This window comes from Lysobacter yananisis (assembly GCF_031199375.1).
GTDB lineage: Bacteria > Pseudomonadota > Gammaproteobacteria > Xanthomonadales > Xanthomonadaceae > Lysobacter > Lysobacter yananisis.
This window is the reverse complement of sequence record NZ_CP133568.1, coordinates 4,852,478-4,878,666: the sequence shown is the minus strand read 5'-3', so window position 1 is coordinate 4,878,666 and position 26,189 is coordinate 4,852,478. Positions and strand designations below refer to the sequence as shown.

Sequence of the window (26,189 nt, the reverse complement as noted above, 5' to 3'; positions counted from 1 at the left end):
GACCGCAAGCCAAAATGCCTTGCGTGCAAGCCGAAAAGCGTTGCGCGCAAAGCAATCTGCTTGGCGGTTGAGCCAATTTCCCTCGGTCGCGAGCCGCGCAGGCCGGGCCGCAACCCTGCGTATCCCAGCCGCAAGCCAATTCGCCTTGCGCTTGGGCCGCGAAGGCTTGCGCGCCACGGTTCATCCTTTGCGTTCGCAACGCCTATCGCCTTGCGTGCGAGCCTTTTGGCTTGCGCGCAAGGCTCGGCGCTTTGTGCTTGGAGCAAAACGCCTCGCGCGCAAGGCGTTTTGGCTTGCGAACGCAACACGCTAAGCGTTGCGCGCAAGCCGAATAGGTCGCGGACGGTCCGCGAAGTGTTGCGGCCGGGTCTCGGCGGCTTGCGCGCAAGCCATGAAGCCTTGTTCGCGGCCCCGCACGCCTTGCGACCGGGCCAGCGCGCGTCGCGGGCGCCAGCCCAGGCCGCGGTCGAGTTATCGCTTGGCCGCAGGCTTCGACGACACGTAAAACTCAGCGATCTTCGGAATAAACCGCTGCGGATTCGCCCCCGCAAGATTGGTCAACACCACGATAGCCAAGCCATCGTCCGGATAGACGATGAAGGCCGCACGGGCGCCGCCGATGCCGGCCACTTGCCGCGGCGGCGCGGCGTGCAGCACGGGCCAGCCGGCGCTCCAGGCGCCGTCGCTGCCGTCGTTCAATTTCTCCGGCGTCCACATGCGTTGCACGGCGTCCTTGGGGATCAGGCGGCCGTTCGAGACGGCGATGAGCCAGTGCGACAGCTCTTCGGCCGTGGTCTGGATGCCGCCGCCGGCCCACAGGCTGTAGGGGATGTCGTAGATCCAGCGCGACAGGCGGTCGTTGTCGTTCTTGGCCAGGGTGCCGCGCGGGGTGTGGCTGTAGATGGTCGCGGCGTTGGGCACGAGGTCGTAGCTGTCGCCGAAGGTGGTCAGCGGCATGCCCACCACGGCGAATTGGCGCTGCGCGAGGTATTGCTCGTAGGGCATGCGGGTCTGTTTGACGATGATCTGCGCCAGCAGGCCGTAGTTGGTCTGGTTGTAGGCGAAGCGCTGGCCGATGGGCGCGTCCAGGGGCAGGGCCTTGACGGCGTTCCATGCGGCGGCTTCGTTGCCGCCGCCGATCAGGCCGCGTGGGTCGACGATGTCGGGCAGGCCGGAGATGTGGCCGAGCAGTTGGCGCAGGCGGATCGGCCGCCAGGCGGCGGGCAGGTCGTCGAGGTAGCGCGAGGCCGGGGCGTCGAGGTCCACTTGCCCGGCCTGCGCGAGTTGCATCAGGGCGACGCCGGTGAAGGATTTGGCCGCGGAGTTGATCGGGAACAGGGTCTTGGGCGTCGCCGGCACTTTGTTTTCGACGTTGGCGTAGCCGTAGCTCTCCGACAGGACGATCCGGCCGTCCTTGACGACGGCGAGCTGCAGGCCGGGGATGCGCTGTTCGGCCATGGTCTGTCGCACGTACGCCCGGGCCCGTTCGTTGGCGTCTTGCAGCGCGGTGGCCGCGGGCGCGAGGCACGGGAACGACATCAGCACCGCGGCGATGATCGCGGTGGCGCGGAGTTTCTTGGGCAGCATGCAGTTCCCTGTGGCGTATTCGCCGATGAGGTGAGGTCCTGGTCCCTGGCCGGGCGATGCCGCGGCCAGCCGGGTGGGTGGATGTGCCGGGCGGGATGAGGGTTTAAACGCTCGTTATCCCGACGGGGGAGGTTCGGTCTGCCGCCCCGAACTCTTACAATGCCCCGGTCCCCCCGCAAACCGGCCGCGTCCCCGCGCCGGTTGCGCGTTCCCCCCCGTTCCCCTGACACGGCGCCCCACCGCGCCATCGGATGTATTCCATGCTTCGACTGACCGACCTCAAATTGCCGTTGGACCACCCCGAGGCGGCGCTGCGCGAGGCGATCGTGGCGCGGCTGGGCATCGCGTCCGACGAGTTGACGAATTACACCGTCGCCAAGCGCAGTTACGACGCGCGCCGGCGCGGCGCGATCGTGCTGATCTATTCGGTCGATGTGGAGACGCCGCGCGAGGCCGACATCCTGCGGCGGCTGCAGTTGGACGCCGAGGCTGCGGAGTTCGCCAAGGCCGGCGACGGCGGCAAGGTGATGCGCACGCCGGATACGAGCTACAAGTTCGTGGCGCGCGCGCCGAGCGAATTGCCGTTGCGTCCGCTCGTCATCGGCATGGGCCCGTGCGGCCTGTTCGTGGGGCTGGTGCTGGCGCAGATGGGATTCCGGCCGATCATCCTGGAGCGCGGCAAGGCGGTGCGCGAACGGACCAAGGACACCTGGGGGCTGTGGCGCAAGAAGACGCTGAACCCGGAGTCGAACGTGCAGTTCGGCGAGGGCGGGGCGGGCACGTTCTCCGACGGCAAGCTGTGGAGCCAGATCAGCGATCCCAAGCACTATGGGCGCAAGGTGATCGACGAGTTCGTCCGCGCCGGCGCGCCGGAGGAGATCGCCTATGTCAGCAAGCCGCATATCGGCACGTTCCGGCTGGTGTCGATGGTCGAGCAGATGCGCGCCACGATCGAATCGCTGGGCGGGGAAATCCGCTTCAGTCACCGGGTCGACGATCTGCTGATCGAGACCGACGGCGACGGCGTGCGGCATGTGCGCGGAGTGACGCTGGACAGCGGCGAGCAGTTGCGCGCCGATCATGTGGTCATGGCGCTGGGCCACAGCGCGCGCGACACGTTCGCGATGCTGCATGCGCGCGGCGTGTTCGTCGAAGCCAAGCCGTTCTCGATCGGCTTCCGCATCGAGCATCCGCAGTCGCTGATCGACACCGCGCGGTTCGGCACGCAGGCCGGGCATCCGCTGCTCGGCGCGGCCGATTACAAGCTGGTGCACCATTGCCGCAACGGGCGTTCGGTCTACAGCTTCTGCATGTGCCCGGGCGGCACCGTGGTCGCCGCGGCGAGCGAGCCGGGGCGGGTGGTCACCAACGGCATGAGCCAGTATTCGCGCAACGAGCGCAACGCCAACGCGGCGATCGTCTGCGGCATCACGCCGGAGGATTTCGCGCCCTACGGCGAGGGCCCGCTGGCCGGCATCGAGCTGCAACGGTACTGGGAAGCGCGCGCGTTCGAGCTCGGCGGCGGCGAGTACGAGGCGCCGGGGCAGTTGGTCGGCGATTTCCTCAAGGGGCGCGCGTCGGGCGAGTTCGGCACGGTACAGCCTTCCTACAAGCCCGGCGTGCGCCTGGGCGACCTGGCGCCGTCGTTGCCGGAGTACGCGATCGCCGCGATCCGCGAAGCGCTGCCGGCGTTCGACAAGCAGATCCGCGGCTTCGCGATGCGCGACGCGGTGCTGACCGGGGTCGAGACCCGCACCTCGTCGCCGGTGCGCATCACCCGCGGCGAGGACGGCCACAGCCTGAACACCCGCGGCCTGTTTCCGGCGGGTGAGGGCGCGGGTTATGCGGGCGGCATTTTGTCGGCCGGCGTGGATGGCATCCGTACGGCCGAGGCTGTTGCGTTGGATATGGTGTCGCGCGTCGCGGGCGCCTGAGTGTCGAGGCGGGCGGCCGCGCGGTCGATGTTTACTCGCCGGCGGGGATGACCGCGGTGGCGAACGGCCCAAGCATGCTCCAGCCCAGGCGCGCATACAGGCTGCGGCCGTCTTCCGTCGCGACCAACAGCTGCGGAGTGGCCGCAGAGGTGTTCGCGGTCGCGAGCGCGGCCATCACCGCCAGGCCCAGCCCTTTGCGGCGGTGGTCGGGGGCGGTTTCGATCCGGTCGTAGACGAAGGCGTCCGCGGTCTTCGCGGCGTTTCCGCTCGCGGCCAATTCGCCGTCGGGAGCGATGACGCTGGCCCGGGCGAAGGCGCCGGCTCGATGCAGTTCCAGCGTGTAGCCCGGCGGCAGCGGCCGGGTGTCGGTCGGGGCCGCGGTCGCGATCATGAAGTAGTTCGCCGGCTGGATCTCCCAACACGGCGGCAATGCGCTGCGCAATTCTTCGGCAGTGCCGGCCAGTTTCAGGTAGTGCAGCGGCGCGGTGATTTCCTCGGCGATTTCGCGAAGTCCGTCGCACAGTCGGGGGAACACCCAACGCCGGGTTTCCTTGTCCGAATGCGTGTCCACCCGCCAGCCGCCGCGGTCGGGGACGGGTGCGGGGGCGTTGCGGGCGATGCAGTGCGCGGTCTGCCAGGCGAGGACGAGCGCGGGGTCGATAGCGGGCATGGCGTGATGGTCTGAAGGCTTGCGCTCGGGCAAGCTGCGGTGGCGATGGGGCGAGTGCGCTGCGGTCTCGGTCCGACCGCGGTGGCGCGCACTAAAGCATGCGGGTGTCTCAACGGTTGGGACGGCGGCTTCGGGCCAAACGCGCGCCATCGTGGCAAGGCGTCGTGCAAGCCATCCGCTGAAGGAAGGCGTCGAAACACATCGCCGCGCGCGGCGCTCAGCGCGCTGGCACGGTCCGGCATGCGGCCCGGACGTTGTCCGCCCAGGCTCGGTCGCCGGGAGCCACCAGCACCACGCGAAACCCATGCGCCTCGCCCTCCATCGCCACGCCGGCCGAGTCGTCCACCAGCACATCGATGCCGAACGCGGGCGGAAACTTGGACGGCGCGACAGCGCGGCCGCGCAGCGCTTGCGCATGGGCGTCGCCGTTGACCACGCCGGCCAGGCGGATGCCGGCGCAGCGCAGCCACAGGCGCAGGTAGGCCGGCGAGCGCAGCGAGGAGGTGTAGACCCAGACCTCGTGTCCGTCGGCCTGCAGTTCGCGCATCAGCGCAACCGTGCCCTCGCGCAGCGGTTCGCGCCACAGCAGGCGCAGCGGGAACGGCAGCGGCGCGGCGGGGAATTGGCCGGCGCCGAGCGGGGTCAGGGTGCCGTCGATGTCGAAGGCGATCCGCATGGCCGCGGGCTAGCTGAGGCTGCGCGCCTCAGGTTGGTAATCGCTGGCCGCTCGGGCAATGTCGTGGGCTTTCTTGATCATCGCGTCGTCCAGCCGCGACCACGTACCGCGCTGCACGGATTCCTCGGCAGGGGAAATCTCCACTTCGCATTCCTGATGGAACAACGGGAAGTGGGGGCCGCCCGTCACGGCCGAGGAACTGATCTCCACCTTGGAGCGGGCGGTCGGCGCGAACGGGTCCGCATGCGTGATCAGCACCTCGTGCCGGATGATCGTGTTGTCGGACTGCGAGATCGGCGCTTCGTAGTAATAACACGCGCGCCGGGTCAGCCCGGCGACGTGCTCGCGCAGCCACAGGCGCGGATCGGAGGCGCGGAACGCCGAAAGAATGTCTTCATCCGTAATGACTTTGGCCATCTGTGTTTCCTGGGGTTCTGGGTGGTCGGCGGCCGGACGGGCCTGCGTTTCATTCTTCGCCGCGCTGGTACGCGCGATACACCGCGCGGTCCTTGCCGCCGCGCTTGGCCTCGTACAGCGCCATGTCGGCCGCGCGCAGCAGCGAGGCGTAGCTGTCGCCGAGCGCGGGCGAGGCGGTCGCGGCGCCGACGCTGATGGTCACGGTTTCCTGCGGCGCGGCGCGGTGCGGCAGGGCGAGTTCGCGCACGCCGTCGCAGATGCGTTCGGCGATGCGCAGCGCGCCCTCGGCCGAGGTCGCCGGCAGCACCACGGTGAATTCCTCGCCGCCATAGCGCGCGGTCAGGTCGGCCGGGCGCAGCGCGTGCTGGCGCATCACCGCGGCCACGTCCTTGAGCACTTCGTCGCCGGCGAGGTGGCCGTAGTAGTCGTTGTAGCGCTTGAAGTTGTCGACATCCAGCATCAGCAGCGAGAAGTCGTCGCCCTGGCGCACCGCGCGCCGCCATTCGCTGTCCAGGTAGGAGTCGAGGTAGCGGCGGTTGTTGAGGCCGGTCAGGCCGTCGACGTCGCTGAGCCGGCGCAGGGTCTCGTTGAGTTCGAGCAGGCGCTTTTGGTGCTCGCTGAGCACGCGGTAGGCTTCGTCGCGCTGGATCTGGTTGAGGTAGGCGCGGGCGTGGTGGCGCACGCGCGCGATCAGTTCGATCGAGTCGGGCAGCTTGACCAGGTAGTCGGTGGCGCCGGTCGAGAAGGCCTGGCTCTTGACCAGCGCGTCCTCCTTGCTCGACAGCACGATCACCGGGACGTTCTTGAGCCTGGGGTGGATGCGGTAGTGGTGCAGCAGGGTCATGCCGTCGACGTTGGGCATGACCAGGTCCTGCATGATCACGTTCGGCTGCAGCGCTTCGGCGGCGGCGACGGCATCCAGCGCCTGGGCGCAGTAATGGAACTCGATGTCGCTTTCGCTGGCCAGGGCGCGGCGCACCGCTTCGCCGATGATCGGCTGGTCGTCGACCAGCAGCACCACCAACCGGTGTTGGCGCAGGTGCGCGGGCAGGTCGCTGGGAGTGGGGAAGGTGGGTTCGCTCATGGGGAGGCGGTCTGGGTCTGGGCGAATAGGTCGCGCACGCGCGCGGCGATGCGGTCCAGCGGCAGGATCTCGACCGCGGCATCGAGTTCGGCGGCGGCCTTGGGCATGCCGTAGACCGCGCTGGTGGCGCGGTCCTGGGCGATGGTGTGGTGGCCTTGGTCGCGCAGCAGGCGCAGGCCGGCGGCGCCGTCGCGGCCCATGCCGGTCAGCAGCACGCCGACGATGGCGCCGCGCCAGTGGTCGGCGACGCTCTTGTAGAACACGTCGACCGAGGGGCGGTAGGGCAGTTGCGCGGGTTCGCGCACGTATTCCAGGCGCGCGTCGGCGCGCAGCGACAGGTGGTCGTTGGTCGCCGCCAGCAGCACCCGGCCGGGTTGCAGGGTGTCGCCGGTGTTGGCGATGCGCACCGGCAGGCGCGAGTAGCGGCCGAGCCAGTCGGCCATGCCCGGGGCGAATTTTTCGTCGATGTGCTGGATCACCGCGACCGCGCCGGCGAAGTCCGCGGGCAGTCCTTCCAGCAACCGCGCGACCGCCGACGGGCCGCCGGCGGAAGCGCCGATCGCCAGCAACGGGTGCGCGGCGCCCGACGCCGGCGCGCGCGCCGGCAGCGGCCGCGGCGGCGCCGCGGTCAGGCGGCCGATCAAATCGATCTTGGCCAGCAGCTTGTCGGCGCCGCCGTTCTCTTCGCCGCCGAGCGAGGGCATGTCGGTGGCGTCGAGCGCGCCGTGCCCCATCGCTTCGAACACCATCGCCGCGTTGGCGCCGACGCTGACGGTCACCACCAGGATCGGGCAGGGGCTGGCGGCCATGATCCGGCGGGTGGCTTCCACGCCGTTCATGCCGGGCATGACCAGATCCATCAGCACCAGATCGGGCGTGTCGCGGGCGCAGTGCGCGACCGCGTCCTCGCCGCTGGCGGCGGCCCAGGCGACGCGGAAATCCGCGCGCCGCGCCAACACGCGCCGCAGCGCCTCGGTGGCGATGCCCAGGTCGTTGACGATGCCTATCCTCACTGCGGGGTCCTTCGGGCGGCGCGCGGCCGCGCTGTGGCGTGGTTCATTCCAGCGGCCCTCCGATCAGGTCGACGACCGCCTGCATCAGCGCGTCCTCGTCGAAGCCGGCCTTGCTCAGGTAGAAATCGGCGCCGGCATCGAGGCCGCGGCGGCGGTCTTCCTCGCGGTCCTTGTAGGACACGATCATCACCGGCAGTTCGCGCAGGCGCGGGTCCTTCTTGATCAGCTCCACCAGCTCGATGCCGTCCATGCGCGGCATGTCGATGTCGGTGACCACCAGGTCGAAGCGGCCCAGGCGCAGCGCGTTCCAGCCGTCCATGCCGTCGACCGCGACTTCCACCGCGTAGCCGCCGGCTTCGATCAGCTTGCGCTGCAGTTCGCGCACGGTCAGCGAGTCGTCGACCACCAACACGCGCTTGCGTTCGGCGGCGCCGGCGCTGTCCTGGTGGCGGACCTGGGCGAGGTGGCCGGCGGCGACCAGGCGCTCGATCGAGCGCAGCAGGTCGTCGATGTCGACGATCAGCACCGGCGTGCCGTCGTCGAGGATGGCGCCTGCGGCGATGTCCTTGACCTTGCCCAGGCGCGGGTCCAGCGGCTGCACGATCAGTTCGATCACCGAACCGAAGCGGTCCACCGCCAGGCCGTAGAGGTGTTCGCCGTGGGCGCCGCCGATCACCACCACCGGCAGCTGCGCGCCGGCGGCGGCCGCGTCGCCGCCTTCCAGCACCTGCTGCGCGGCGACCAGGCCGATCTCGCGGCCGCCGAGTTCGAAGTACTGGCGGCCTTCCAGCGAGCGCACCTGCTCGCGCGAGACCAGCGCGGTGGCGACGATGCGCGCCAGCGGGAAAGCGTAGGCCTCGCCGCCGATGTCGACCGACAGCGCGCGCAGCACCGAGGTGGTCAGCGGCAGTTGCAGCTGGAAGCGGGTGCCCTGGTCGGGCTGCGAGAACACCCGCACGTTGCCGTGCAGTTGCTTGGCCATGTTCTGCACCGCGTCCAGGCCGACGCCGCGGCCGGAGATGTCGGTGACGGTCTCGCGCAGGGTGAAGCCGGGCAGGAACAGGAATTCCAGCAGTTCGTCGTGGTCGAAGCGCGCGGCGGTGTCGGCGTCGGCGAGTCCGCGCGCGATCACCGCGCGGCGGATGCGCTCGGCGTCGATGCCCTGGCCGTCGTCGCCGATGCGGATTTCCAGGCGTCCGGAGACGTGGCGCGCTTCCAGCCGGATCTCGCCTTCGGCCGGCTTGCCGCGCGCCAGCCGCTGCGCTGGCGCCTCGATGCCGTGGTCGACCGCGTTGCGCAGCAGGTGGCCCAGCGGCGCTTCCAGCCGCGACAGCACGTCGCGGTCGACCGGGGTGCGGTTGCCGACGATCTCCAGCCGCGCTTCCTTGCCCAGTTCGCGGGCGAGGTCGCGGACCATGCGCTTGAAGCCGCGGGTGCCGTCGGCGAACGGACGCATGTGGCTGGCCAGGGCTTCGTCGTAGAGGCCGTGGGCGACGCCGGCCAGGCGCCGGTCGAACGCGTCCAGCGCGGCCACGCGTTCGCCGAGCAGGCGCTGGCCTTCGGCGAGGTCGGCCTGGGCGCGCGCCAGCAGTTCGGCGGAAGGCGCGTCGGCGGCGAGGCCGGCGTTGCGTTCGGCCAACTGGTCCAGCGCCAGCGCCGAACGGCGTTGCAGTTCCTTGACCCGCGCCAGCGAGCGGATGTAGGGATCGAGCCAGCGCGATTCCACCAGCGCCTCGCTGGCCAGGCCGAGCATGCGGTGCAGGTTGCGCGCGGCGATGCGCAGCACGCGTTCTTCGGTTTCCTCGCCGGCCTCGGCCGGCGCGGCGTCGCCGGCCGGTTCGAGCGCGTCGGCGGCCGGCGCGGGCGCGGCCAGCGCGGCGTCGAGCGCGGCGCGGAACGTCAGCACCGGTTCGATCTCTTCGTTGGCCCAGGTCGCGGCGGCTTCGGCCGGGGTGTCGGCGATGCGGCCGAGCAGGTCGACGCCGCGCAGCAGCACGTCGATGATCGCGCGGTGCAGGTGCAGGCGGTCGTGCTGGGCCTCAACCAGGCAGTCTTCCATCGAGTGGGCGACCGCGACCGCCGCGCCGAGGCCGACGATGCGCGCGGCGCCCTTGAGCGAATGCGCCGCGCGCATGCACTCCTCCAGGGTCGCCGCCGCGGTCGGGTTGCGTTCCAGCGCGAGCAGGCCCTCGGTCAGCACCTGGCGCTGGGCCTCGGCTTCCATCCGGAACAGGTCGTGCAGCGAGCGATCGCGCAGCGAGTCGTGGCTCATGCGGTCCTCGCTCATGAAATCCGCCGGTCCAGCGCGTGCAGCAGCAGGTCGGCGTCGAGCAGGCCGACGCGGCGCTCGCCCCAGGGCAGCACGCCGGTGGCGAAGCGCGCCACCGCGTGGGCGACCGTGGACGGCACCGCGCGCACGTCGTCGAGCGGGTAGCGCAGGCTGCCGTGGACTTCGTCGGCTTCGAACGCCAGCGCGCCTTCCGGCGCGGCCAGCACCACCAGCCGGCGCGCGCCGCCGCGCACGGCCGGCGCGGGGCCGGTCTGCAACAGCGCCGGCAGCGCCACGCACACGGTCAGGCGGCCGCGCACGTTGACCAGGCCGCGCAGCGCGGCGTCGCGCCGGTGCGGCAGGCGATGGACCGGGCGCAGTTCCAGCACTTCGTCGACCAGCGCGGTGGTGAGCCCCAGCCATTCCTCGCCGAGGCGGAACACGAACGCACTGGCGGCGTCGCCGCGCTGCTCGACCGCGCCCGCGGCCAGGCGCGCGGCGGCCGCGGCGAGGTCTTCGCGCGCCGGCGCGCGCTCCAGCAGGCGGGCGACGGCGGAGCGGGCGTGGCCGCGTTCGCCGCCGGTCGCCGCATCGCCGAGGTCGGATGCGCTCATCTCAGGGGTTCCTGTCGCGGTGGCGCGCGGCGCGCTGGCGCATCAGCCGGGCGCCGGCCGCGTCGCCCTTGGCGTCGAGCAGCAAGGCCAGGTGCATCAGGCTTTCCGCGTGATCGGGTTGCAGATACAGCGCCTTGCGAAAGGCGTCTTCGGCGCGGGCGTCGGCGCCGTCGGCGCCGTAGATCACCCCGAGCAGGCACAGCGCCTCGGCGTTGGGTCCGTGCGCGCGCAGGTGCGCCTGGCACAGCCGCTCGGCCTGGGCGAAGTCGCCGTTGTCGGCGAGGCGGCGCGCCTGCGGCAGCGAGTCGTCGGCGGCCTGCGCGGGCGCGGGCGGCGAGGCCGGCGCGGGGCGCGCCGCCAGCGCGGTGGGGACGGCCGCGAACGGGCGCGGACGCGCCGCGGCCGCCGGCAGCGGCGCCAGTGCCGGCGCGCGCCACGGCTGCGGCGGCGCCGGCGCGGGGGCCGGCGCGCTGCGCTGGTTGCGGAACGCGGCGGCCATCGGGATCTGCGCCGAGGCGTAGCCCAGCGACAGCAGCAGGCCGGTCTCGGCGGCGCCGACGAACAGCAGGCCGTCGGCGGCGAGCGCGCGCGCCAGCACGCCGACCGCGCGCACCTGGGTGTCCTGGTCGAAATAGATCAGCAGATTGCGGCAGAACACCGCGTCGAAGCTCGCCGCATCGGGCAGGAAGTCGATCGCCAGCACGTTGGCGCGATGCAGGCGCACGCAGCCGCGCACCGCGTCCGACAGCTGCCAGCGGCCGTGGCCGAGCGCGCGGAAGTGGCGGTCGCGGTAACGCAGGTCGCCGCCGCGGAACGAGTTGGCGCCGTACACCGCGTGCCCGGCCTTGGCCAGCGCGCGTTCGCTGATGTCGTAGGCGTCGATGCGCAGGCGTTGCGGCGGCCAGCCGGCATCGAGCAGGGCCATCGCCAGGGTGTAGGGTTCCTCGCCGGTCGAGCACGGCAGGCTCAGAAGCCGCAAGGGCGCGTTGCCGGGCTCGCTGAGGCGCGACGCGAACGCGCGCGCCAGCGCGTCGAAGGCTTCGACGCCGCGGAAGAACCAGGTCTCCGGCACCACCACCGCTTCGATCAGCTCCTGTTGCTCCAGCGGCTGCGCCTGCAGCCGCCGCCAGTAGGCGTCGGCCTCGGCGACGCCGAGCGCGCGCATGCGCCCGGCGATGGCGCGTTCGACCACGCCGGGGCCGACCGCTTCGGCGTCCAGGCCCATCGTGGTCTTGAGCCAGCGCTTGAAGGCGGTGGCGTCCATCAGGCTTGCGCCGCCTGCTGGAACAGCAGGTCGTGGACGTCGTCGGGCAGCAGTTCGCGCACGCCGATCCATTGCAGCAGGCCGTGCGCGTCGCGCGCGACCGGGCCGAGGTAGCGCGCCTGCGGCTGGTCCACGCCGCTGGGCGCGAACGCCTGCGGTTCCAGGCGCACGGTGTCGAGCACGCGCTCGGCCAGCAGGCCGAGGCGGCGCGGCTGGCCGGCGCGGTCGCGGTAATCGGCCAGCACGATGCGCGTGCTCATCGCCGCGCGCGCCGGGCGCGCCAGCGCCAGCCGGCACAGGTCGATCAAGGGCACGACTTCGCCGCGGTAGTCGAACACCCCGGCCACCGCGGGATGCGCCTGCGGCAGCCGCCGCAGCTCGACTTGCGGCAACACCGCCGTCACCGTCGCCGCGTCGATCGCGTAGCGTTCGGCATCGAGCTGGAAGACCAGGAACAGCACGCGCGCGGCTCCGCCGGCTCAGGCCAGCAGCTTGAACTTGACCACGCCGTCGCGCAGTCCGGCGCTGACGTGGTGCAGTTCGTCGATGGCCTGGTTGGACTGGCGCAGCGCTTCCACCGTCTGCTGCGCGGCCTCGCTGAGCTGGCTCAGCGCCAGGTTGATCTGTTCGGCGCCGGCCGACTGCGCCTGCACGCCTTCGTTGACCGCCTCGAACCGCGGCACCATCGCCTGCACGTTGTCGATCACCTGCGACAGCTGGCCGCCGACCTGTTGCACGTCGTGGGTGCCGCGGCGGACTTCCTCGGAGAACTTGTCCATGCCCATCACGCCGGCCGACACCGCCGACTGGATCTCGCGCACCATCTGCTCGATGTCGAGCGTGGCGACCGCGGTCTGGTCGGCGAGGCGGCGGATCTCGTTGGCGACCACCGAGAAGCCGCGGCCGTATTCGCCGGCCTTTTCCGCTTCGATCGCGGCGTTGAGCGAGAGCAGGTTGGTCTGGTCGGCGACCTTGGTGATGGTGGTGACCACCTGGCTGATGTTGTTGGCCTTGTCGGCGAGCACCGACAGCTTGGCGCTGATCGCGGCGGTGGCCTCGATCATGCGCCGCATCGATTGCTCCATCTCCGACAGCCCGGCCTGGCCGTTGCCGGCCAGCGACGAGGTCTGCTCGGCCGCGGCGGCGACGGTGTCCATCGTCCGCACCAGCTCCTTGGAGGTGGCGGCGATCTCGCGCGAGGTCGCGCCGATCTCGGTGGTGGTGGCGGCGATCTGCGCGGCCGAGGCCTGCTGTTCGCGCAGGGTGGCGGTGATCTCGTTGATCGAGGAATTGACCTGGATGCCGGACGACTGGACCTGGCCGACCAGTTCCGACAGGTCGTCGGTCATGCGGTCGTAGCCCTGGCCCAGGGTGCCGAATTCGTCGCTGCGGCCCAGCGCCAGGCGCTTGCTGAAATCGCCCTTGGCCAGGGTCTGGACCGCGCCGGACAGCTGCCGCAGCGGCACGGTGATCGCGCGCCACAGGAAGAAACCGACCAGGCCGGACAGGATCACGGCGACGAAGAACGACACCGCGATTCCGGTCTTGGCCGCGGCGATCGCCTGGTCGATGCGCGCCACCGATTCGGAGGCGTAGCGGCGGTTGTAGTCGAGGATCTTGTCGAGCGCGGCGTTGTTGCGCTCGAACACCGGCGCGGCGCGCTCGCGCCAGGCGGTGGCCACGGCGGGCGAGCGTTCCTGCGCCAGGCGGGTGAGTTCGGCCTGCAGCGCGAACGCGGCCTGGGCCTGGCGCATCAGTTCGGCGAACTGGGCGCGGTCGTCGGCGCGGCGGATGGTGCGGTCGTACTCGACGGCGGCGGCCTCGAACTGGGCGCGGCGGGTGCGCACCAGTTCCTCCAGGCGGGTCAGGTCGTCGCTGCCGGCGATGGTCATCGCGCGCACGTTGGCGTGGTAGGTCATCCACGAGGACTGCATCTTGGAGGCCGCGTAGGTGCCGGGGATGGAGTCGTCGCGCAGCGCCGCTTCCTCGGTCTCGATGTGCAGCAGGCGCTGCCAGGCGATGCCGCCCATCAGCGCGAGCACGCCGAAGGTCACGGCCAGGCTCAGCAGGATCCGTTGGCGAATGGAGAGGTTGATCATGGTCGGTTCTCTGGGGAGGCCGTCGGCCGCCCGCGCGCGCCGTCCGCGGCGTCGCGGCGCGGGCGCGCGGTGCGGGCCGCCGGCGCGCGGGCGCAGACAGTCATCGGTGGAACGGGCATCGAAGCAGGGGACATGGGGACGGCATGCATGGGACCGGACATGCACGGACGCGAGGCAGGCGGCGCAACGGCTCGGGCCCGGACCGGGGCGCGGCGGCGCGGCGCGCCGGCGGCACGCGTTCCGGTGCCGCGGCGGGCAGTGCCGGCGTCCCCTGTCCGGCCAGGTTCGATCCAGTGCTGCCGCGCTCGGTCCAACTAAGCCCGCAATGTGGTTATTTGGGTAAAACAGAGCATATGTAAAAGCCCCAAGACTCACAATTGTAGTTATTAGGAATGTGTGCCTGTTTGCTGTACCGGCACCTGCGAGGGGGCTGGAGCGCAGCCGGGGAATCGACGGTGGCCGCTGTTCGCGTTCGGCGGCTCGCGGGTGGCGGTTCGAGCGGGCAAGGACCTTGGTAGGGGCGGATTGCGGCTAGACCGGATCGCCAGGGCGGGTGGGCCACGCCGACGCCTGCGGTTCGCGAGTCGCCGCCGTGCGGTCGCGGTCCTCGAGCGCGGACGATCCCGCGCGCGGCGGTGCCGTGCGCATCAAGAGTGATCGAAATTTCCACAACCAATGCCAGCAGCATGCGCGAATGCCGGCCTCTGGCGTTCATCTGCTTCACCTTCGCTCACCAAAACTCACCCGACCTTGATGTGACTTGAATCACATTTTTCTCGGTCGCGCGCTAGGGACGGTAGGCAAGGCATCCATGAGGTTGGGGTTCTCCAGTGCGCTGTTCGCGTTCGCTCGTCCGTCGGCCCTGCGCAATATCGTCGCGCTGGCCCGGTTGGCCCACTTCCTGATCGTGTTCGGGGCCGGCGCGCTGGCGCTGCACGCCCTGCAGGGCGGTCCGCCGCGCGCCAGCGAGCACTATCTCGCGCTGTCGGCCCTGGCCGGCGCGCTGTGCGTGCTGGTGTTCCACAGTTTCGGGCTGTACGGCCACGACATGTTCGGCAGCCGGCTGCTGATCCGCCGCACCTTGCTGGCCTGGGGCGCGGCGTTCGGGCTGGTGATGACCCTGCACCTGCTGTTCCGCTTCCTGCGGCCGCTGCCGGACGGATCGCTGGCGCTGTGGTTCGCGCTGAGCTTCGTCCTGTTCGTGGGCGGGCGGCTGGTGATGCTGTGGCTGTTCCAGCGCCGGATCCGCCAGGGCGCTTTCATCCAGCGCTCGGTGATCCTGGGGATGACCGACAACGCGCTGCGCCTGGCCGAGCAGATCCACCATCGCGCCGACGTCGTGTCCGGCCTGGTCGGCTACATCGACGACCGCCGCACCCACCGGCTCAGCGAGCCGCCGCCGTCCTCGCTGCCGCGGCTGGGCGACATCGACGACCTGGAGCGGCTGATCCGCGACGGCGGCGTCGACCAGGTGCTGGTGGCGCTGCCGGCGCAGGCGCGCGGGCGCAACGAGGACCTGGCCCAGCGCCTGCGCCGCCTGCCGGTGCAGGTGTTGCTGGTGCCGGACATGGGCAGCTTCCACTTCGCCCACCGCAAGCTGGTGCCGGTGGCCGGGGTGCCGATGTTCGTGATCGCCGAGCCGCCGCTGCAGGGCTGGGCGCCGGTGCTCAAGCGCGCCGAGGACCTGGCGCTGTCGGCGCTGGCGCTGCTGGCGCTGGCGCCGCTGATGGCGCTGGTCGCGCTGGCGGTGAAGCTGGATTCGCCCGGCCCGGTGCTGTTCCGGCAGAAGCGCTACGGCTACAACCAGCGCCTGATCGAGGTATTCAAGTTCCGCTCGATGCACCACCACCTGCGCGACGAGCACGCCGCGCGGCAGACCGGCCGCGCCGACCCGCGGGTGACCCGGGTCGGGCGCTTCATCCGCAAGACCAGCCTGGACGAGCTGCCGCAGCTGTTCAACGTGCTCGCCGGCAGCATGTCGCTGGTCGGCCCGCGCCCGCACGCGACCGCGACCAAGGCCGCCAACGTGCTGTTCGAGGACGCGGTGCAGGAGTACGTGGCGCGGCACCGGGTCAAGCCGGGCATCACCGGGCTGGCCCAGATCAACGGCTACCGCGGCGAGACCGACACGATCGAGAAGATCCAGCGCCGGGTCGAGTACGACCTGGAATACATCGAGAACTGGTCGCTGTGGCTGGACCTGTCGATCCTGCTGCGCACGCTGCCGGCGGTGCTGTCGGGGGAGGCGGCGTATTGAACCGGCGCGCCGCGACCGCGAGCGCATTCAGGCGGTTCAGCGGCCGTGCCGATGGGGTGCGCGCATGCGCGCGGCGGCGACATCGGCAGCCGATAAACTGTGATCTAACTCTCATATTTGATCGTGCCCGCGATGCCTGGCCAGCGCATCGGGTTCGGCGTCGATTCCTTTTGAATCAGTCGATTGCGCGATCTTTCTCAGTAGCTACGCAGGGCGGGATGGAGTGATGAGCCAGCAGGTTCGCAGGAGGCGGCCGGAAAGTCCGGCACGGGCAGGACGAGGCACGGCGCCGGCGCGGCAGCGGGTGCAGCTGGCGCCACTGCTGATGCTGTTGTGGCTGCTGGCGTCGGGCCTGGCCGCGGCGCCGGCGTTCGCCCAGGCGCCCGCGCCGGCGGCCGCCGCGGCCGGCGCCGACCCCGGCTACCGCATCGCCGCCGGCGACGAGCTCGCGCTCAAGTTCTTCTACGCGCCCGAGCTCAACGAGACCGCCACCGTGCGTCCCGACGGCCGCATCCAGCTGCAGCTGGTCGGCGAAGTCCGCGCCGCCGGGCAGACCCCGCGGGAGCTGGCCGACGCGCTCAAGCGCGCCTATGCCGGCAGCCTGCGTTACCCGGAGGTGTCGGTCGAAGTCGAGAAGGGCTTCGCCCGCCAGCAAGTGTTCGTCGGCGGCGAAGTCGGCCGGCCCGGCGCGCAGCCGCTGTTGCCGGGGCTGACCCTGATGCGCGCGCTGATCGTCGCCCAGGGCCCGACCGACCGCGCCGCGCTCAATCGGGTCGCGATCCTGCGCCGCGACGAGTCCGGCGCGACCCGGGTGATCCGCGTCGACGCCGCCTCGCAGGCGCGCCGCGGCGCCGACGACGGCAACGATCCGCCGCTGCAGCCTTTCGACGTGGTGCTGGCGGTGCCGTCGCGGATCTCGCGGGTCAACAAGTGGATCGACCAGTACGTGCGCCGCAACCTGCCGGTCAACGTGGGGTTCTCCTACGACCTCAACGACAACAACCGCCGGGGCGATTGAATGGACCTCGACCTCGATCGCGACCCCGCCGCCCGGCCCGCGCCGGTCGCCGCGCCGTCCGCCGCGTCCGCGCTGCGCGAATGGCTGGAGATCGCTTTCCGCGACAAGCGCCGCATCGCCGCCGCGTTCGCGCTGTGCTTCGGCCTGACCGTGCTGGCGGCGCTGCTGCCGACCGCGCGCTACCAGTCCGAGGCCAGCGTGCTGGTGCGGCTCGGCCACGAGTACGTCTACGTCGCCGACAACACCGACGGCAGCAGCGGCGGCGCGATGCCGCTGATGTTCGACCGCACCGAGGCGCTCAGCGCCGAGACCCAGATCCTGGCCAGCCGCGATCTGATCGCCGAGGTGGTGCGGCATGTCGGCCTGGGCCGGCTGTATCCCGACATCGCCCGCCAGCGCGAGGACCCGGACCGGCCCAAGCTCGACCAGGCGGTGGAGCGCTTCCGCCAGGGCCTGGACGCGCAGTTGCTCAAGGGCGCGACGGTGATCCAGATCGGTTTCTCGCACCGCGATCCGGCCCTGGCCCAGGCCGCGCTGCGGACCTTGTTGCAGACCTATCTGGCGCGTCGCGCCGCGGTGTTCTCCGACGGCCAGGTGCGGTTTCTCGAAGGCCAGGTGGCCGCGGTGGACCGACGCCTGCAGCGCGCCGAGCAGGACCTGAGCCGGTTCAAGCGCGCCCACGGCATCGTCGACTACGGCCAGCAGATCGGCCTGTTGCTGCAGCAGGGCAACGAACTGGAATCGCGCCTCAACGACACCGACCAACAAGCGCGCACCGCCAGCGAACGGGCCAAGACCCTGACCCGGCTGGCCAACGCGACCCCGGCCAACCTGGTGCAGTTCAGCGAGAGCCTGGGCGACCCGCAGGTGCCGCGGCAGTTGCTGGAACTGCGGCTGAAAGAGCAGGGGCTGCGCTCGCGCTATGTCGACGACAACCCGCTGGTGGTCAACGCCGGCAACGACGTGGCCACCGCCGAGGCCTTCATCCGCGACCAGCGCAAGGCGCCGCCGACCACGGTGCGCACCGGCCGCAACCCGGTGCGCGAGGCCGCCGAACTGGACCTGCTGCGCGCGCGTTCGGACGAATCGGCGCTGGCCGGCAGCCGCAAGGCCTTGCAGGACACGCTGCAGCAACTGCGCCGGCGCGCCGACGAACTGAGCCGCCAGCAGATCGAACTGGCCGCGCTGAGCCGCGAGCAGAAGCTGCTGGAGGACAGCTACGGCAACTACGCGCGCAAGCTCGAAGCCGCGCGCATCACCGAGGCGCGCGAGCAGAAACAGCGCACCACGGTCAGCGTGCTGCAGGCCGCCAGCTGGCCGCTCAAGGCCAAGAGCGCGCGCCTGCCGATCCTGGCCATCGGCCTGTGCCTGAGCGTCGCCGCGGCCTTGCTGGTGGCCTTCCTCAGCCAGGCGCTGCGCAGCAGTTTCCAGTCGCCGGAGCAACTGGAGCGCGCGTTCGGCCTGCCGGTGCTGGCGACCCTGCCGCGGGTGCAGCGTTGAGGGCCAGGCGCCGCCGCGGCCTCGCGCTCGGCGCCGGCCTGGCGCTGTGGCTGCTGGCCTGCGCTGCCGTAGAAGCGATGCCGCTGCGCCGCGGCGTGGCCCTGAGCCGCTGGTTCGAAGCCAGCGCCGGCGCGCCGGTGAGCGCCGAAGAACTGCGCGCCCTGCGCGCGGCCGGATTCGATCACGTGCGCATTCCGGTCGATCCGGTGAGCCTGGGCTGGTCGCCGCGGCGCGGGCCGAAACTCGACGATGCGCGCCTGCGCGCGGCCATCGACGCGGCGCTCGCGGCCGGGCTGGACGCGATCGTCGACCTGCATCCGCGCGAGCAGACCAAGCAGGCGATCGAGCGCGGCGGGGAGTGGGCGGACGGTTATGTAGCGCTGTGGAAAGCGCTGGCGGCCGATTGGAAGACGCTGCCGACGCAGCGGGTCGCGTTCGAACTGTTCAACGAGCCCGGCTTCTACGGCTGGACCGGCGGCCTGGCCTGGAGCCGCTACCAGCAGCGGCTGGTGGCAGCGGTGCGCGGCGTCGACCGCGAGCGCGTGCTGATCGTCAGCGGGCGCAAGGGCGGCAGCCTGGAAGGGCTGGTCGAACTGGCGCCGCTCGACGACGACAAGCTGATCTACAGCTTCCATTACTACCTGCCGTACGTGTTCACCCACCAGGGCGCGAGCTGGATGCGCGGCGACGAGTGGACCACCGCCGGACACTGGCGCAGCGTGCGCTATCCGGCCAAGGCGGCGCAGGCGCGGTTGCCGCATACCGACGGCGGGGTCGGGCGCGACCGCGCGCGCGACGAGATCGCCGATTACTTCCGCGATGGCTGGGACCGCGAACGCATCGCCGCGCAGTGGCGGCCGCTGCGCGAGTGGGCCGGCAAGCACAAGGTGCGGGTGCATTGCGGCGAGTTCGGCACGATCCGCGAGGGCGTCGACCCGGACTCGCGCTATCGCTGGATCGGCGACGTGCGCGCGCTGGCCGAGGCCGAAGGCTGGGGCTGGTCGGTATGGAACTACGCCGACGATTTCGGCCTGACCGCGAACAGCAACACCACCGGCGCGCCGCGCGGCGCGCTGGAGCCGGCGGCGTTGCGCGCGCTCGGCCTGGACGCGCGGGGGCGGCGCAGCCCGGCCGCGACGCGCGCGCGCGGCGAGCCGGACACGCCCGAACCCAGGCAGGGCGCGCGATGAGTCCCGCGTCCGGCCCCCAGCCCGGCTTGCAACGCGCCGCGGCCGCGTTGGCGGCGCTGGCGCTGATCGCTTACCTGGCGCTGTCGCCGGCGCTGCTGACGGTGCTGGGGATTCCCTACGACGCGCCGTACGGCCCGTTCTGGTTCAAGCTGCATCCGGGCGACTATCCGCTGCTGCTGGCGCTGGCCTGCTCGCTGGCCGCGCGCGGCAATCCGTTGCTCGAAGCGCTGCGCCGCCTGCGCGCGCATCCCTTGCTCGCCGCCTACCTGACCGCGATGGCGTCGATCTTCGCCTACTCGCTGCTGCGCCACGGGCCGTCGGGCTCGGCGTTCTTCATCGATACCTTGATGATGCCGGCGGCGATGGCGCTGGTGTTGGTCGCGATGGACGAGGCCGAGCTGCGCCGGCTGTGGCGGTTGCTGCTGGCGGCGGTGCTGGTCAATGCCGCGATCGGCCTGGCCGAAGCGGCGTCGCAGCGGCATCTGGTGCCGTACACCGTGGCCGGTGGCGTGGCGGTGATCGAGGACAAGTTCCGCGCCACCGCGCTGCACGGCCATCCGCTGGAAAACGCGATGCTGACCGGCATCGCCCTGTTGGCCGCGCTCGACCTGCCGATGCCGCCGCGCCGGCGCTGGGCGCTGTGCGCCTTGCTGGTGCTGGCGCTGCTGGCCTTCGGCGGACGCGCCAGCTTCCTGCTCAGCGTCGCGGCGCTGGCGGCGTGGGCCGCGCTGCGCGCGCGCGAGGGCCTGCGCGCGGGCCGCTACGGCTACCTGCATATCGTCGGCGCGTTGCTGGCGGGCCTGGTCGCCGCGCCGGTCGCGGCGGCCGCGGTATGGAAGAGCGGCCTGGGCGCGCGTATCTTCCAGGGCCTGTACCTGGACGACAGCGCCGCGGTGCGGCTGCGCATCTTCGACGTGTTCGACCACCTCGACGGCTTCGATCTGCTGTTCGGCATCGCCCCGCAGCAGATCCAGGAACTCTCGCTGCGCATCGGCCTGTCGCAGAACCTGGAAGCGATCGAGAACTTCTGGCTGTTCATGCTGCTGCAGCTGGGCGCGTTCGGATTCCTCGCCTTCGCCGCCGGCCTCGGCTGCGGCTTGTACTGGCTGTGGCGCCGCGCCGATGGCGGCGCGCGCTGGGCGCTGCTGGTGTTCCTGGCCACCGCGTCCACCACCAATTCGCTGGCGTCCAAGACCAGCGCGCTGACCCTGCTGTTCGCGCTGCTGTGCTGCTTGCGCGGCTACCGCGGCCGGCGCCTGGCGCAACCGCCACCGCGGCCGGCGCCGCCGCGCCGCATCGCCATGCGCACTGGAGCGACCGCATGACCCGAGCTTCCGTCACCAGCGCCCACCGCGGCTGGGAACTGCTGCCGCCGCAACCGCGGCGCGCGCTGCATCTGATCAACGGCGAACACTACGCCGGCGCCGAACGCGTGCAGGACCTGCTCGCCCAGCAACTGCCGCGGTTCGGCTGGGACGTGGACTTCGCCTGCCTCAAGCCCGGCGCGTTCGAACGCGAACGCAGCGCCCGCGACAGCCGCATCATCACCGTGCCGATGCGTTCGCGCCTGGATATGGGGCCGGCGCGCCGGGTCGCCGAACTGCTCGAGCGCGGCGGCTACGACCTGCTGCACACCCACACCGTGCGTTCGCTGCTGGTCGGCCGCTTCGCCGCGCGGCGCGCGCGCCGGCCGCTGCTGCACCACGTCCACAGCCGCACCGACCGCGACACCGAGAACGCGCTGCGCAACCGCGTCAACAGCGCGATCCAGCGCTTCGGCGCGGCCCGCGCCACGCGCCTGGTGGCGGTCTCGCACGGCACCGCGCACTACCTGCGCGGGCTCGGCTACGACGACGAAGTGGTGCGGGTGGTGCCCAACGGCGTGCCGGTGAATCCGGCGCCGCGGCCGTGGATCGCCCCGGACGGCGCGTGGACGCTGGGCATGGTCGCGCTGTTCCGGCCGCGCAAGGGCGTGGAAGTGCTGATCGACGCGCTGGCGCAGTTGCGCGCGCAGGGCAGGGACGTGAGCCTGCGCGCGGTCGGCGGTTTCGAGAGCGATGCGTATCGCGAACAGGTGCTCGCGCATGCCCAGGCGCGCGGGGTGGCCGAGCAGATCCACTGGACCGGCTTCACCCGCGACGTCTCCGCCGAACTGGCCCGGATCGATTTGTTCGTATTGCCGAGCCTGTACGGCGAAGGCCTGCCGATGGTGCTGATCGAGGCGCTGTCGCTGGGGTTGCCGGTGGTCGCCACAGCCAACGAAGGCGTGCCCGAAGTGCTCGCCGACGGCCGCGCCGGCGAACTGGTGCCGCCGGGCGACGCCACCGCGCTGGCGGCCGCGATCGCCGCGCTGATGGACGATCCCGCGCGCGCCGCCGTACTGGCCGGGCGCGGGCTGCAGCGCCAGCGCGAGCGTTATTCGGACGTGGCGATGGCGCGCCAGGTCGCGGCGGTGTACGAGGAAGTGCTGCAGGAGGCGCAGCGATGAACGCCGCCGCGCCATCGCCCGACGCGGCGCCGCGACGCCTGCTGGAGCTGCTCGACCGGCTGCTCATCGTCCGCGACGCGGCGCAGTACCGCGCGCTGTTGCAGCGGCTGGCCGATCCCGCTGGTGCGACCGTGCTGTCGTTCTTCAACCAGCACGCCTTCAACCTGGCCTGGACCGATCCGGCGTTCGCCGAACACCTGCGCCGCAGCGACGTGCTGCTGCGCGACGGCGTCGGCGTCGCCGCCTGCCTGCGGCTGCTGGCGCGCGAGCCGGGCCTCAACGCCAACGGCACCGACCTGATTCCGCAGTTGCTGGGCGCGTTCGCCGGACGCCGCGCGGTGTTGATCGGCACCCGCGAGCCGTACCTGCAGCGCGCCGCGCAGCGCCTGGGCGAGGACTACGCGGTCGAGGTGGCCTGCGCCCTGGACGGCTTCGGCGACGCCGCGGGCTATCTCGAAGCGGTCGCGCGCGAACGGCCCGACTTGGTCGTGCTCGCGATGGGCATGCCCAGGCAGGAGCGCGTCGCCGCGGAGTTGGCGCAGTGGGCGCGGCAGGCCGGGCATCGGCTGTTGATCGTCAATGGCGGCGCGATCGCGGATTTCATCGCCGGGCGCGTCGCCCGCGCGCCGGCGTGGATGCGGCGCGCGCGCCTGGAATGGCTGTACCGGCTCGGCCGCGAGCCGCGCCGGTTGTGGCGGCGCTACCTGCTCGGCGGCGCCGTATTCATCGCGCGCGCGTTGCGTCTGGCCGCGGACCCGCCGCGGCCGGCGAGCGGCATCGCGCCCCTGTTCGAGGCATCTACCGTGAAAGCGGATACCCTGGCCCTGTTCGGCCTCGACGAGGCGCGCATCGCGCAACTGGTGCAGCGGCTCGACGCCAGCGCGGGCGGCGGCGAGCGCCGCATCGTCCAGTTCGCCGCCGCGCGCGCGGGCGAGGGCGCGACCACGCTGGCGCACAGCTACGCGGCCGCGTCGGCGCAGTTGCGCAAGCGCCGGGTGTTGCTGTTGTCCGACGATGCGCAAGGCGACGCCGCCTGTTTCGCGGACTGTTTCGCCCAGGCCGCGGCGCCGGGCGCGCCCGGCCTGGCCGTGGCCCGGCTCACCGATCCGCGGCGCGAATTCCGCGACAACTACGCGGCGCTGGACGATGCCGACGCGTGGCAGGCGCTGGCGCAGCGCTTCGACGAAATCGTGGTCGACGCGCGGGCGCCGTACGCGCTGGCCGCGGCCAAGCACGCCTCGGGCGTGGTGGTGGTGGTCGAGGCCGAAGCCACCCGCGCCGCGCTGGTGCGAACATTGCTCGATGACCTGGCCGCGGTCGATGCGCGGGTGATCGGCACCGTCCTCAACAAACACCGTTCGCATCTTCCGCATGCCTTGCACGAGCGACTCTGACGCCGCCGCGCCGGTGCGCGCGGCGATCCTGCTGCCGGCCGGGCGCAGCCGGGTCTGGCAGGAACGCGCCGCGCTGGCGCTGGCCGGGCTGCCCGGGGTGCAGTGCCGGGTCGTGCGCGTGCGCGCCGCGCCGCGCGAGCACGACGCGCAGTGGCGGCGCTGGGCCGCGGCGCATCCGGAACTGCAGGAACTGCGCGTGGACGACGAAAGCGACGCGGCCGCGCTGGCGGACGCGGCCGGCGCCTGGGATGCGGCCGGCGTCTGGGATGCGGTGATCGATCTGGCCGATGTGGCCGATCCCGCGCCGTGGCGCGCGCGCAGCCGCTTCGGGGTGTGGCAGCCGCTCGACGCGCAGGGCCTGCACCTGGCCGCGCCGTACGCGGGACATGCCTCGATCGTGTCCGGCCGCGGCGGCGAGCTGTCGCTGGTGCGCGACGGCGCGATGGCTTTGGAAACCATGCGCTACTACGCCGACCCGGATTATCCGCGCGCGCTCGGCCGCGCCTACCTGGGGCTGCTGTATCTGTTGGCCGCCGGCCTGCTCGAACTCGTCCACGGCGGCGAACCGGCGGCTGCGGCGTTCGTCGCTCAGGCGCCGCGGTCGCGCTGGCGCCGCCTCGTGGCCGGCCTGCGCGGACGCTGGCGTTCGCAGCTGCGCCGCTGGCGCGGCCAGTGGCTCAGCGAAAGCTGGATGATCGGCGTGGTCGACGCGCCGATCGAACAAACGCTGCAGGGCCGCTTCGCCGAGCGCATCCGCTGGCTGGGCGGGCGCGACGCGCTGCAGTACCGCGCCGATCCGTTCGGCCTGCCGGGCCAGGACCGCCTGCTGTACTGCGAAACCTACGATTACCGCGACGGCGTCGGCCGGCTCGAACGGCTGCGCCTGGACGCCGACGGCGCGGTCGCGCAGGCCGATCCGGCCGGTCCGCAGCGGCCGGGCCACGTCTCCTATCCGTACGTGTTCGAACACGCAGGGCAGACGTACGCGATTCCGGAGACCGCGCAGCGCCGCTGCTGCGAGCTGTACGAGATCGACGCGCACGGCCGCTGGCGCTTCGTCGCCACCTTGCTCGACGACGTCGCCGCCGCCGATGCCAGCCTGTTCGCCTGGGAAGGGCGCTTCTGGCTGGCCTACACCGACCTGTCGTGGGGCGCGTTCGACAATCTGTGCCTGAGCTACGCCGACGACTTGCGCGGCCCGTGGCGCCGGCATGCGCGCCATCCGGTCAAGCTCGACCATCGCAGCTCGCGTCCGGCCGGCACGCCGTTCGTCCACGACGGCGCGCTGTACCGGCCGGCGCAGGATTGCACCGGCGGCTATGGGCAAGCGGTCGCGCTGAACCGGGTGCGGTTGTGCACGCCGCAGCGCTATCGCGAAGAAGTGGTGACGCATTGCCGGCCCGATCCGCGCGGACGCAACCCGCACGGGCTGCACACCGTCTCGGCCTGGGGCGCGCGCACCCTGGTCGACGGCAAGCGTTACGTGTTCAACCTGCACGAACTCGGGCGCAAGCTGCGGCGCCGCTACGGCGCGGCGGCGCAGACGGTGGGCGTTTGAGCGCGCTCGCGCAATCGGGGTCGGCGACGGTGCGCTCGGTCCTGTTGTATCTGCCGCAGTTCAAGCTCGGCGGCGCCGAGATCTCGATCCTGCGCCTGGCGCAAGGGTTGCAGGCGCGCGGCGTGGCGGTGGCGCTGGCGGTGCATCGCGCCGATCCGGCGGCGCAGGCGCTGGCCGGCGACATCGAACTGCTGTCGCTCGATGCCGGCCGCACCCTGGCGGTGCCGGGCCGACTGGCGCAGCTGTTGCGCCAGCGGCGTCCCGACGTGCTGGTCTCGGCGCTGACCCACAGCAACATCGTCGCCGCGTTGGTGGCGCGCGGCACCGGCGTGCGCACGGTGTTGACCGAGCACGCGCCGATCGCCTCGATGCGCCGGCTCGACCGCTCGCGCCGCTACCGCGCCACCGTGGCGCTGATGCCGTGGGCCTACCGCCATGCCGACGCCGTCGTCGCGGTCTCCGAAGGCGTGCGCGAGGACATCGCCGCGCACCTGCGCCAGGAACAGCGCCGGCGCCTGTATGTGATCGCCAACCCGGTGCTGCCACGCGACTGGCGCGAGCGCGCCGACGCGCCGGTGGCCGAGGACGGCTTCGGCGCCGACGGCGCGCCGACGATCCTCTCGGTCGGGCGGTTGAGCGAGGAAAAGAATTTCGCCGGCCTGATCCGCGCCTTCGCCCGCCTGCGCACGCCGCTGCGGCTGCACCTGGCCATCGTCGGCGAAGGCCCGCAGCGGCCGGCGCTGCAGGCGTTGATCGACGAACTCGGCCTGGGCCGGGTGGTGCGCCTGCTCGGCCAGCGCGACAACCCCTATCCCTACATGCGGCGGGCGCGGGTATTCGCGCTGGCCTCGCAATTCGAGGGCTTCGGCAACGTGCTGATCGAAGCCATGGCCTGCGGCGCGCCGGTGGTCAGCACCGATTGCCCGGTGGGACCGCGCGAAGTGCTGGCCGGCGGACGCTACGGCCTGCTGGTGCCGCCCGACGATCCCGGCGCGCTGGCCGAGGCGATCGAGCGGCAGGTGCGCCACGCCGATCCGCAAGTGCTCGCGGCCGCGCGCGAGCACGCGCTGCAGTTCACCGTCGAGCGCAGCGCCGAGCGTTATCTGCGGCTGTTCGAACGGCTGATGGACGACGGCGCCGCGCGGCGCTGAGCGCCG

21 protein-coding genes are annotated in these 26,189 nt (G+C 71.8%); 10 read left to right on the top strand and 11 right to left on the bottom strand.

All coding sequences use genetic code 11. The features are described 5' to 3' along the window. Positions 1-471: 471 nt before the first annotated feature. Positions 472-1,545, bottom strand: a complete 1,074-nt coding sequence (locus RDV84_RS20115) for a serine hydrolase domain-containing protein (RefSeq protein ID WP_425606366.1) — start codon at positions 1,543-1,545, stop codon at positions 472-474. Positions 1,546-1,847: 302 nt separating this feature from the next. On the opposite strand from RDV84_RS20115, the gene RDV84_RS20110 reads away from it, so the two are divergent. Then, positions 1,848-3,521 (top strand): NAD(P)/FAD-dependent oxidoreductase, encoded by a 1,674-nt coding sequence (locus tag RDV84_RS20110; protein WP_309151378.1) that lies wholly within the window; start codon positions 1,848-1,850, stop codon positions 3,519-3,521. A 31-nt stretch (positions 3,522-3,552) separates the two neighbouring features. On the opposite strand, the gene RDV84_RS20105 is transcribed toward RDV84_RS20110, so the two are convergent. The 10 genes from RDV84_RS20105 to RDV84_RS20060 form a co-directional block, all read right to left on the bottom strand. Then, positions 3,553-4,224 carry a hypothetical protein gene (locus RDV84_RS20105; protein WP_309151377.1) on the bottom strand — a complete coding sequence of 224 codons (672 nt, stop codon included), beginning with the start codon at positions 4,222-4,224 and terminating at the stop codon, positions 3,553-3,555. 184 nt (positions 4,225-4,408) lie between these two features. After that, the gene (locus RDV84_RS20100) at positions 4,409-4,867 is read right to left on the bottom strand and encodes a hypothetical protein (RefSeq protein WP_309151376.1); all 459 of its coding nucleotides are present in this window, start codon (positions 4,865-4,867) and stop codon (positions 4,409-4,411) included. A gap of 9 nt (positions 4,868-4,876) precedes the next feature. Continuing rightward, entirely contained in the window at positions 4,877-5,284 is a 408-nt protein-coding gene (locus RDV84_RS20095; protein WP_309151375.1) for a hypothetical protein, read from the bottom strand. Between the two features lie 49 nt (positions 5,285-5,333). Continuing rightward, the gene (locus tag RDV84_RS20090) at positions 5,334-6,368 is read right to left on the bottom strand and encodes a diguanylate cyclase domain-containing protein (RefSeq protein WP_057947544.1); all 1,035 of its coding nucleotides are present in this window, start codon (positions 6,366-6,368) and stop codon (positions 5,334-5,336) included. Further along, complete coding sequence (cheB, locus tag RDV84_RS20085; protein ID WP_309151374.1) at positions 6,365-7,381, bottom strand: chemotaxis response regulator protein-glutamate methylesterase; 1,017 nt, start codon at positions 7,379-7,381, stop codon at positions 6,365-6,367. Before cheB ends, RDV84_RS20090 begins: the two co-directional genes overlap by 4 nt. Before the next feature lie 43 nt (positions 7,382-7,424). Continuing rightward, positions 7,425-9,668 carry a hybrid sensor histidine kinase/response regulator gene (locus RDV84_RS20080; RefSeq protein WP_309151373.1) on the bottom strand — a complete coding sequence of 748 codons (2,244 nt, stop codon included), beginning with the start codon at positions 9,666-9,668 and terminating at the stop codon, positions 7,425-7,427. Further along, positions 9,665-10,264, bottom strand: coding sequence for a chemotaxis protein CheW (locus RDV84_RS20075; RefSeq protein ID WP_309151372.1), 600 nt, complete (start codon positions 10,262-10,264; stop codon positions 9,665-9,667). The genes RDV84_RS20080 and RDV84_RS20075 overlap by 4 nt, the downstream gene beginning before the upstream one ends. Position 10,265: 1 nt before the next feature. Next, a complete protein-coding gene (locus tag RDV84_RS20070) occupies positions 10,266-11,528 on the bottom strand; it encodes a CheR family methyltransferase (RefSeq protein ID WP_309151371.1) in 1,263 nt (420 codons plus the stop codon). After that, the gene (locus RDV84_RS20065) at positions 11,528-11,989 is read right to left on the bottom strand and encodes a chemotaxis protein CheW (RefSeq protein ID WP_309151370.1); all 462 of its coding nucleotides are present in this window, start codon (positions 11,987-11,989) and stop codon (positions 11,528-11,530) included. The genes RDV84_RS20070 and RDV84_RS20065 overlap by 1 nt, the downstream gene beginning before the upstream one ends. Positions 11,990-12,007: 18 nt before the next feature. Further along, positions 12,008-13,627: a methyl-accepting chemotaxis protein gene (locus RDV84_RS20060; RefSeq protein ID WP_309151369.1), complete on the bottom strand. Its 1,620-nt coding sequence runs from the start codon at positions 13,625-13,627 to the stop codon at positions 12,008-12,010. A gap of 811 nt (positions 13,628-14,438) precedes the next feature. Between RDV84_RS20060 and RDV84_RS20055 the strand changes: the two genes are divergently transcribed. The 9 genes from RDV84_RS20055 (at position 14,439) to RDV84_RS20015 (ending at position 26,183) form a co-directional block, all read left to right on the top strand. Then, positions 14,439-15,884 carry an undecaprenyl-phosphate glucose phosphotransferase gene (locus tag RDV84_RS20055; protein WP_309151368.1) on the top strand — a complete coding sequence of 482 codons (1,446 nt, stop codon included), beginning with the start codon at positions 14,439-14,441 and terminating at the stop codon, positions 15,882-15,884. A gap of 304 nt (positions 15,885-16,188) precedes the next feature. After that, positions 16,189-16,902: a polysaccharide biosynthesis/export family protein gene (locus RDV84_RS20050; protein ID WP_309151367.1), complete on the top strand. Its 714-nt coding sequence runs from the start codon at positions 16,189-16,191 to the stop codon at positions 16,900-16,902. Then, positions 16,903-18,402: a GumC family protein gene (locus RDV84_RS20045; protein WP_309151366.1), complete on the top strand. Its 1,500-nt coding sequence runs from the start codon at positions 16,903-16,905 to the stop codon at positions 18,400-18,402. Continuing rightward, complete coding sequence (locus tag RDV84_RS20040) at positions 18,399-19,592, top strand: glycoside hydrolase family 5 protein (protein ID WP_309151365.1); 1,194 nt, start codon at positions 18,399-18,401, stop codon at positions 19,590-19,592. Before RDV84_RS20045 ends, RDV84_RS20040 begins: the two co-directional genes overlap by 4 nt. Beyond that, positions 19,589-20,917 carry a VpsF family polysaccharide biosynthesis protein gene (locus RDV84_RS20035; protein ID WP_309151364.1) on the top strand — a complete coding sequence of 443 codons (1,329 nt, stop codon included), beginning with the start codon at positions 19,589-19,591 and terminating at the stop codon, positions 20,915-20,917. The genes RDV84_RS20040 and RDV84_RS20035 overlap by 4 nt, the downstream gene beginning before the upstream one ends. Next, positions 20,914-22,080, top strand: coding sequence for a glycosyltransferase family 4 protein (locus tag RDV84_RS20030; protein WP_309151363.1), 1,167 nt, complete (start codon positions 20,914-20,916; stop codon positions 22,078-22,080). The genes RDV84_RS20035 and RDV84_RS20030 overlap by 4 nt, the downstream gene beginning before the upstream one ends. Then, positions 22,077-23,474 (top strand): WecB/TagA/CpsF family glycosyltransferase, encoded by a 1,398-nt coding sequence (locus RDV84_RS20025; protein WP_309151362.1) that lies wholly within the window; start codon positions 22,077-22,079, stop codon positions 23,472-23,474. The genes RDV84_RS20030 and RDV84_RS20025 overlap by 4 nt, the downstream gene beginning before the upstream one ends. Continuing rightward, positions 23,452-25,032, top strand: a complete 1,581-nt coding sequence (locus RDV84_RS20020; RefSeq protein ID WP_309151361.1) for a glucosamine inositolphosphorylceramide transferase family protein — start codon at positions 23,452-23,454, stop codon at positions 25,030-25,032. The genes RDV84_RS20025 and RDV84_RS20020 overlap by 23 nt, the downstream gene beginning before the upstream one ends. Next, positions 25,029-26,183, top strand: a complete 1,155-nt coding sequence (locus RDV84_RS20015; RefSeq protein WP_309151360.1) for a glycosyltransferase — start codon at positions 25,029-25,031, stop codon at positions 26,181-26,183. The genes RDV84_RS20020 and RDV84_RS20015 overlap by 4 nt, the downstream gene beginning before the upstream one ends. The last annotated feature ends 6 nt before the right edge of the window (positions 26,184-26,189 follow it).

Excerpts from the sequence above, each read along its gene's own strand:
- RDV84_RS20110 (WP_309151378.1), top strand. The coding sequence starts at position 1,848 with ATGCTTCGACTGACCGACCTCAAATTGCCGTTGGACCACCCCGAGGCG.
- RDV84_RS20100 (WP_309151376.1), bottom strand. The coding sequence starts at position 4,867 with ATGCGGATCGCCTTCGACATCGACGGCACCCTGACCCCGCTCGGCGCC.
- RDV84_RS20095 (WP_309151375.1), bottom strand. The coding sequence starts at position 5,284 with ATGGCCAAAGTCATTACGGATGAAGACATTCTTTCGGCGTTCCGCGCC.
- RDV84_RS20090 (WP_057947544.1), bottom strand. The coding sequence starts at position 6,368 with ATGAGCGAACCCACCTTCCCCACTCCCAGCGACCTGCCCGCGCACCTG.
- RDV84_RS20080 (WP_309151373.1), bottom strand. The coding sequence starts at position 9,668 with ATGAGCGAGGACCGCATGAGCCACGACTCGCTGCGCGATCGCTCGCTG.
- RDV84_RS20075 (WP_309151372.1), bottom strand. The coding sequence starts at position 10,264 with ATGAGCGCATCCGACCTCGGCGATGCGGCGACCGGCGGCGAACGCGGC.
- RDV84_RS20070 (WP_309151371.1), bottom strand. The coding sequence starts at position 11,528 with ATGGACGCCACCGCCTTCAAGCGCTGGCTCAAGACCACGATGGGCCTG.
- RDV84_RS20060 (WP_309151369.1), bottom strand. The coding sequence starts at position 13,627 with ATGATCAACCTCTCCATTCGCCAACGGATCCTGCTGAGCCTGGCCGTG.
- RDV84_RS20055 (WP_309151368.1), top strand. The coding sequence starts at position 14,439 with ATGAGGTTGGGGTTCTCCAGTGCGCTGTTCGCGTTCGCTCGTCCGTCG.
- RDV84_RS20045 (WP_309151366.1), top strand. The coding sequence starts at position 16,903 with ATGGACCTCGACCTCGATCGCGACCCCGCCGCCCGGCCCGCGCCGGTC.
- RDV84_RS20035 (WP_309151364.1), top strand. The coding sequence starts at position 19,589 with ATGAGTCCCGCGTCCGGCCCCCAGCCCGGCTTGCAACGCGCCGCGGCC.
- RDV84_RS20030 (WP_309151363.1), top strand. The coding sequence starts at position 20,914 with ATGACCCGAGCTTCCGTCACCAGCGCCCACCGCGGCTGGGAACTGCTG.
- RDV84_RS20025 (WP_309151362.1), top strand. The coding sequence starts at position 22,077 with ATGAACGCCGCCGCGCCATCGCCCGACGCGGCGCCGCGACGCCTGCTG.
- RDV84_RS20020 (WP_309151361.1), top strand. The coding sequence starts at position 23,452 with ATGCCTTGCACGAGCGACTCTGACGCCGCCGCGCCGGTGCGCGCGGCG.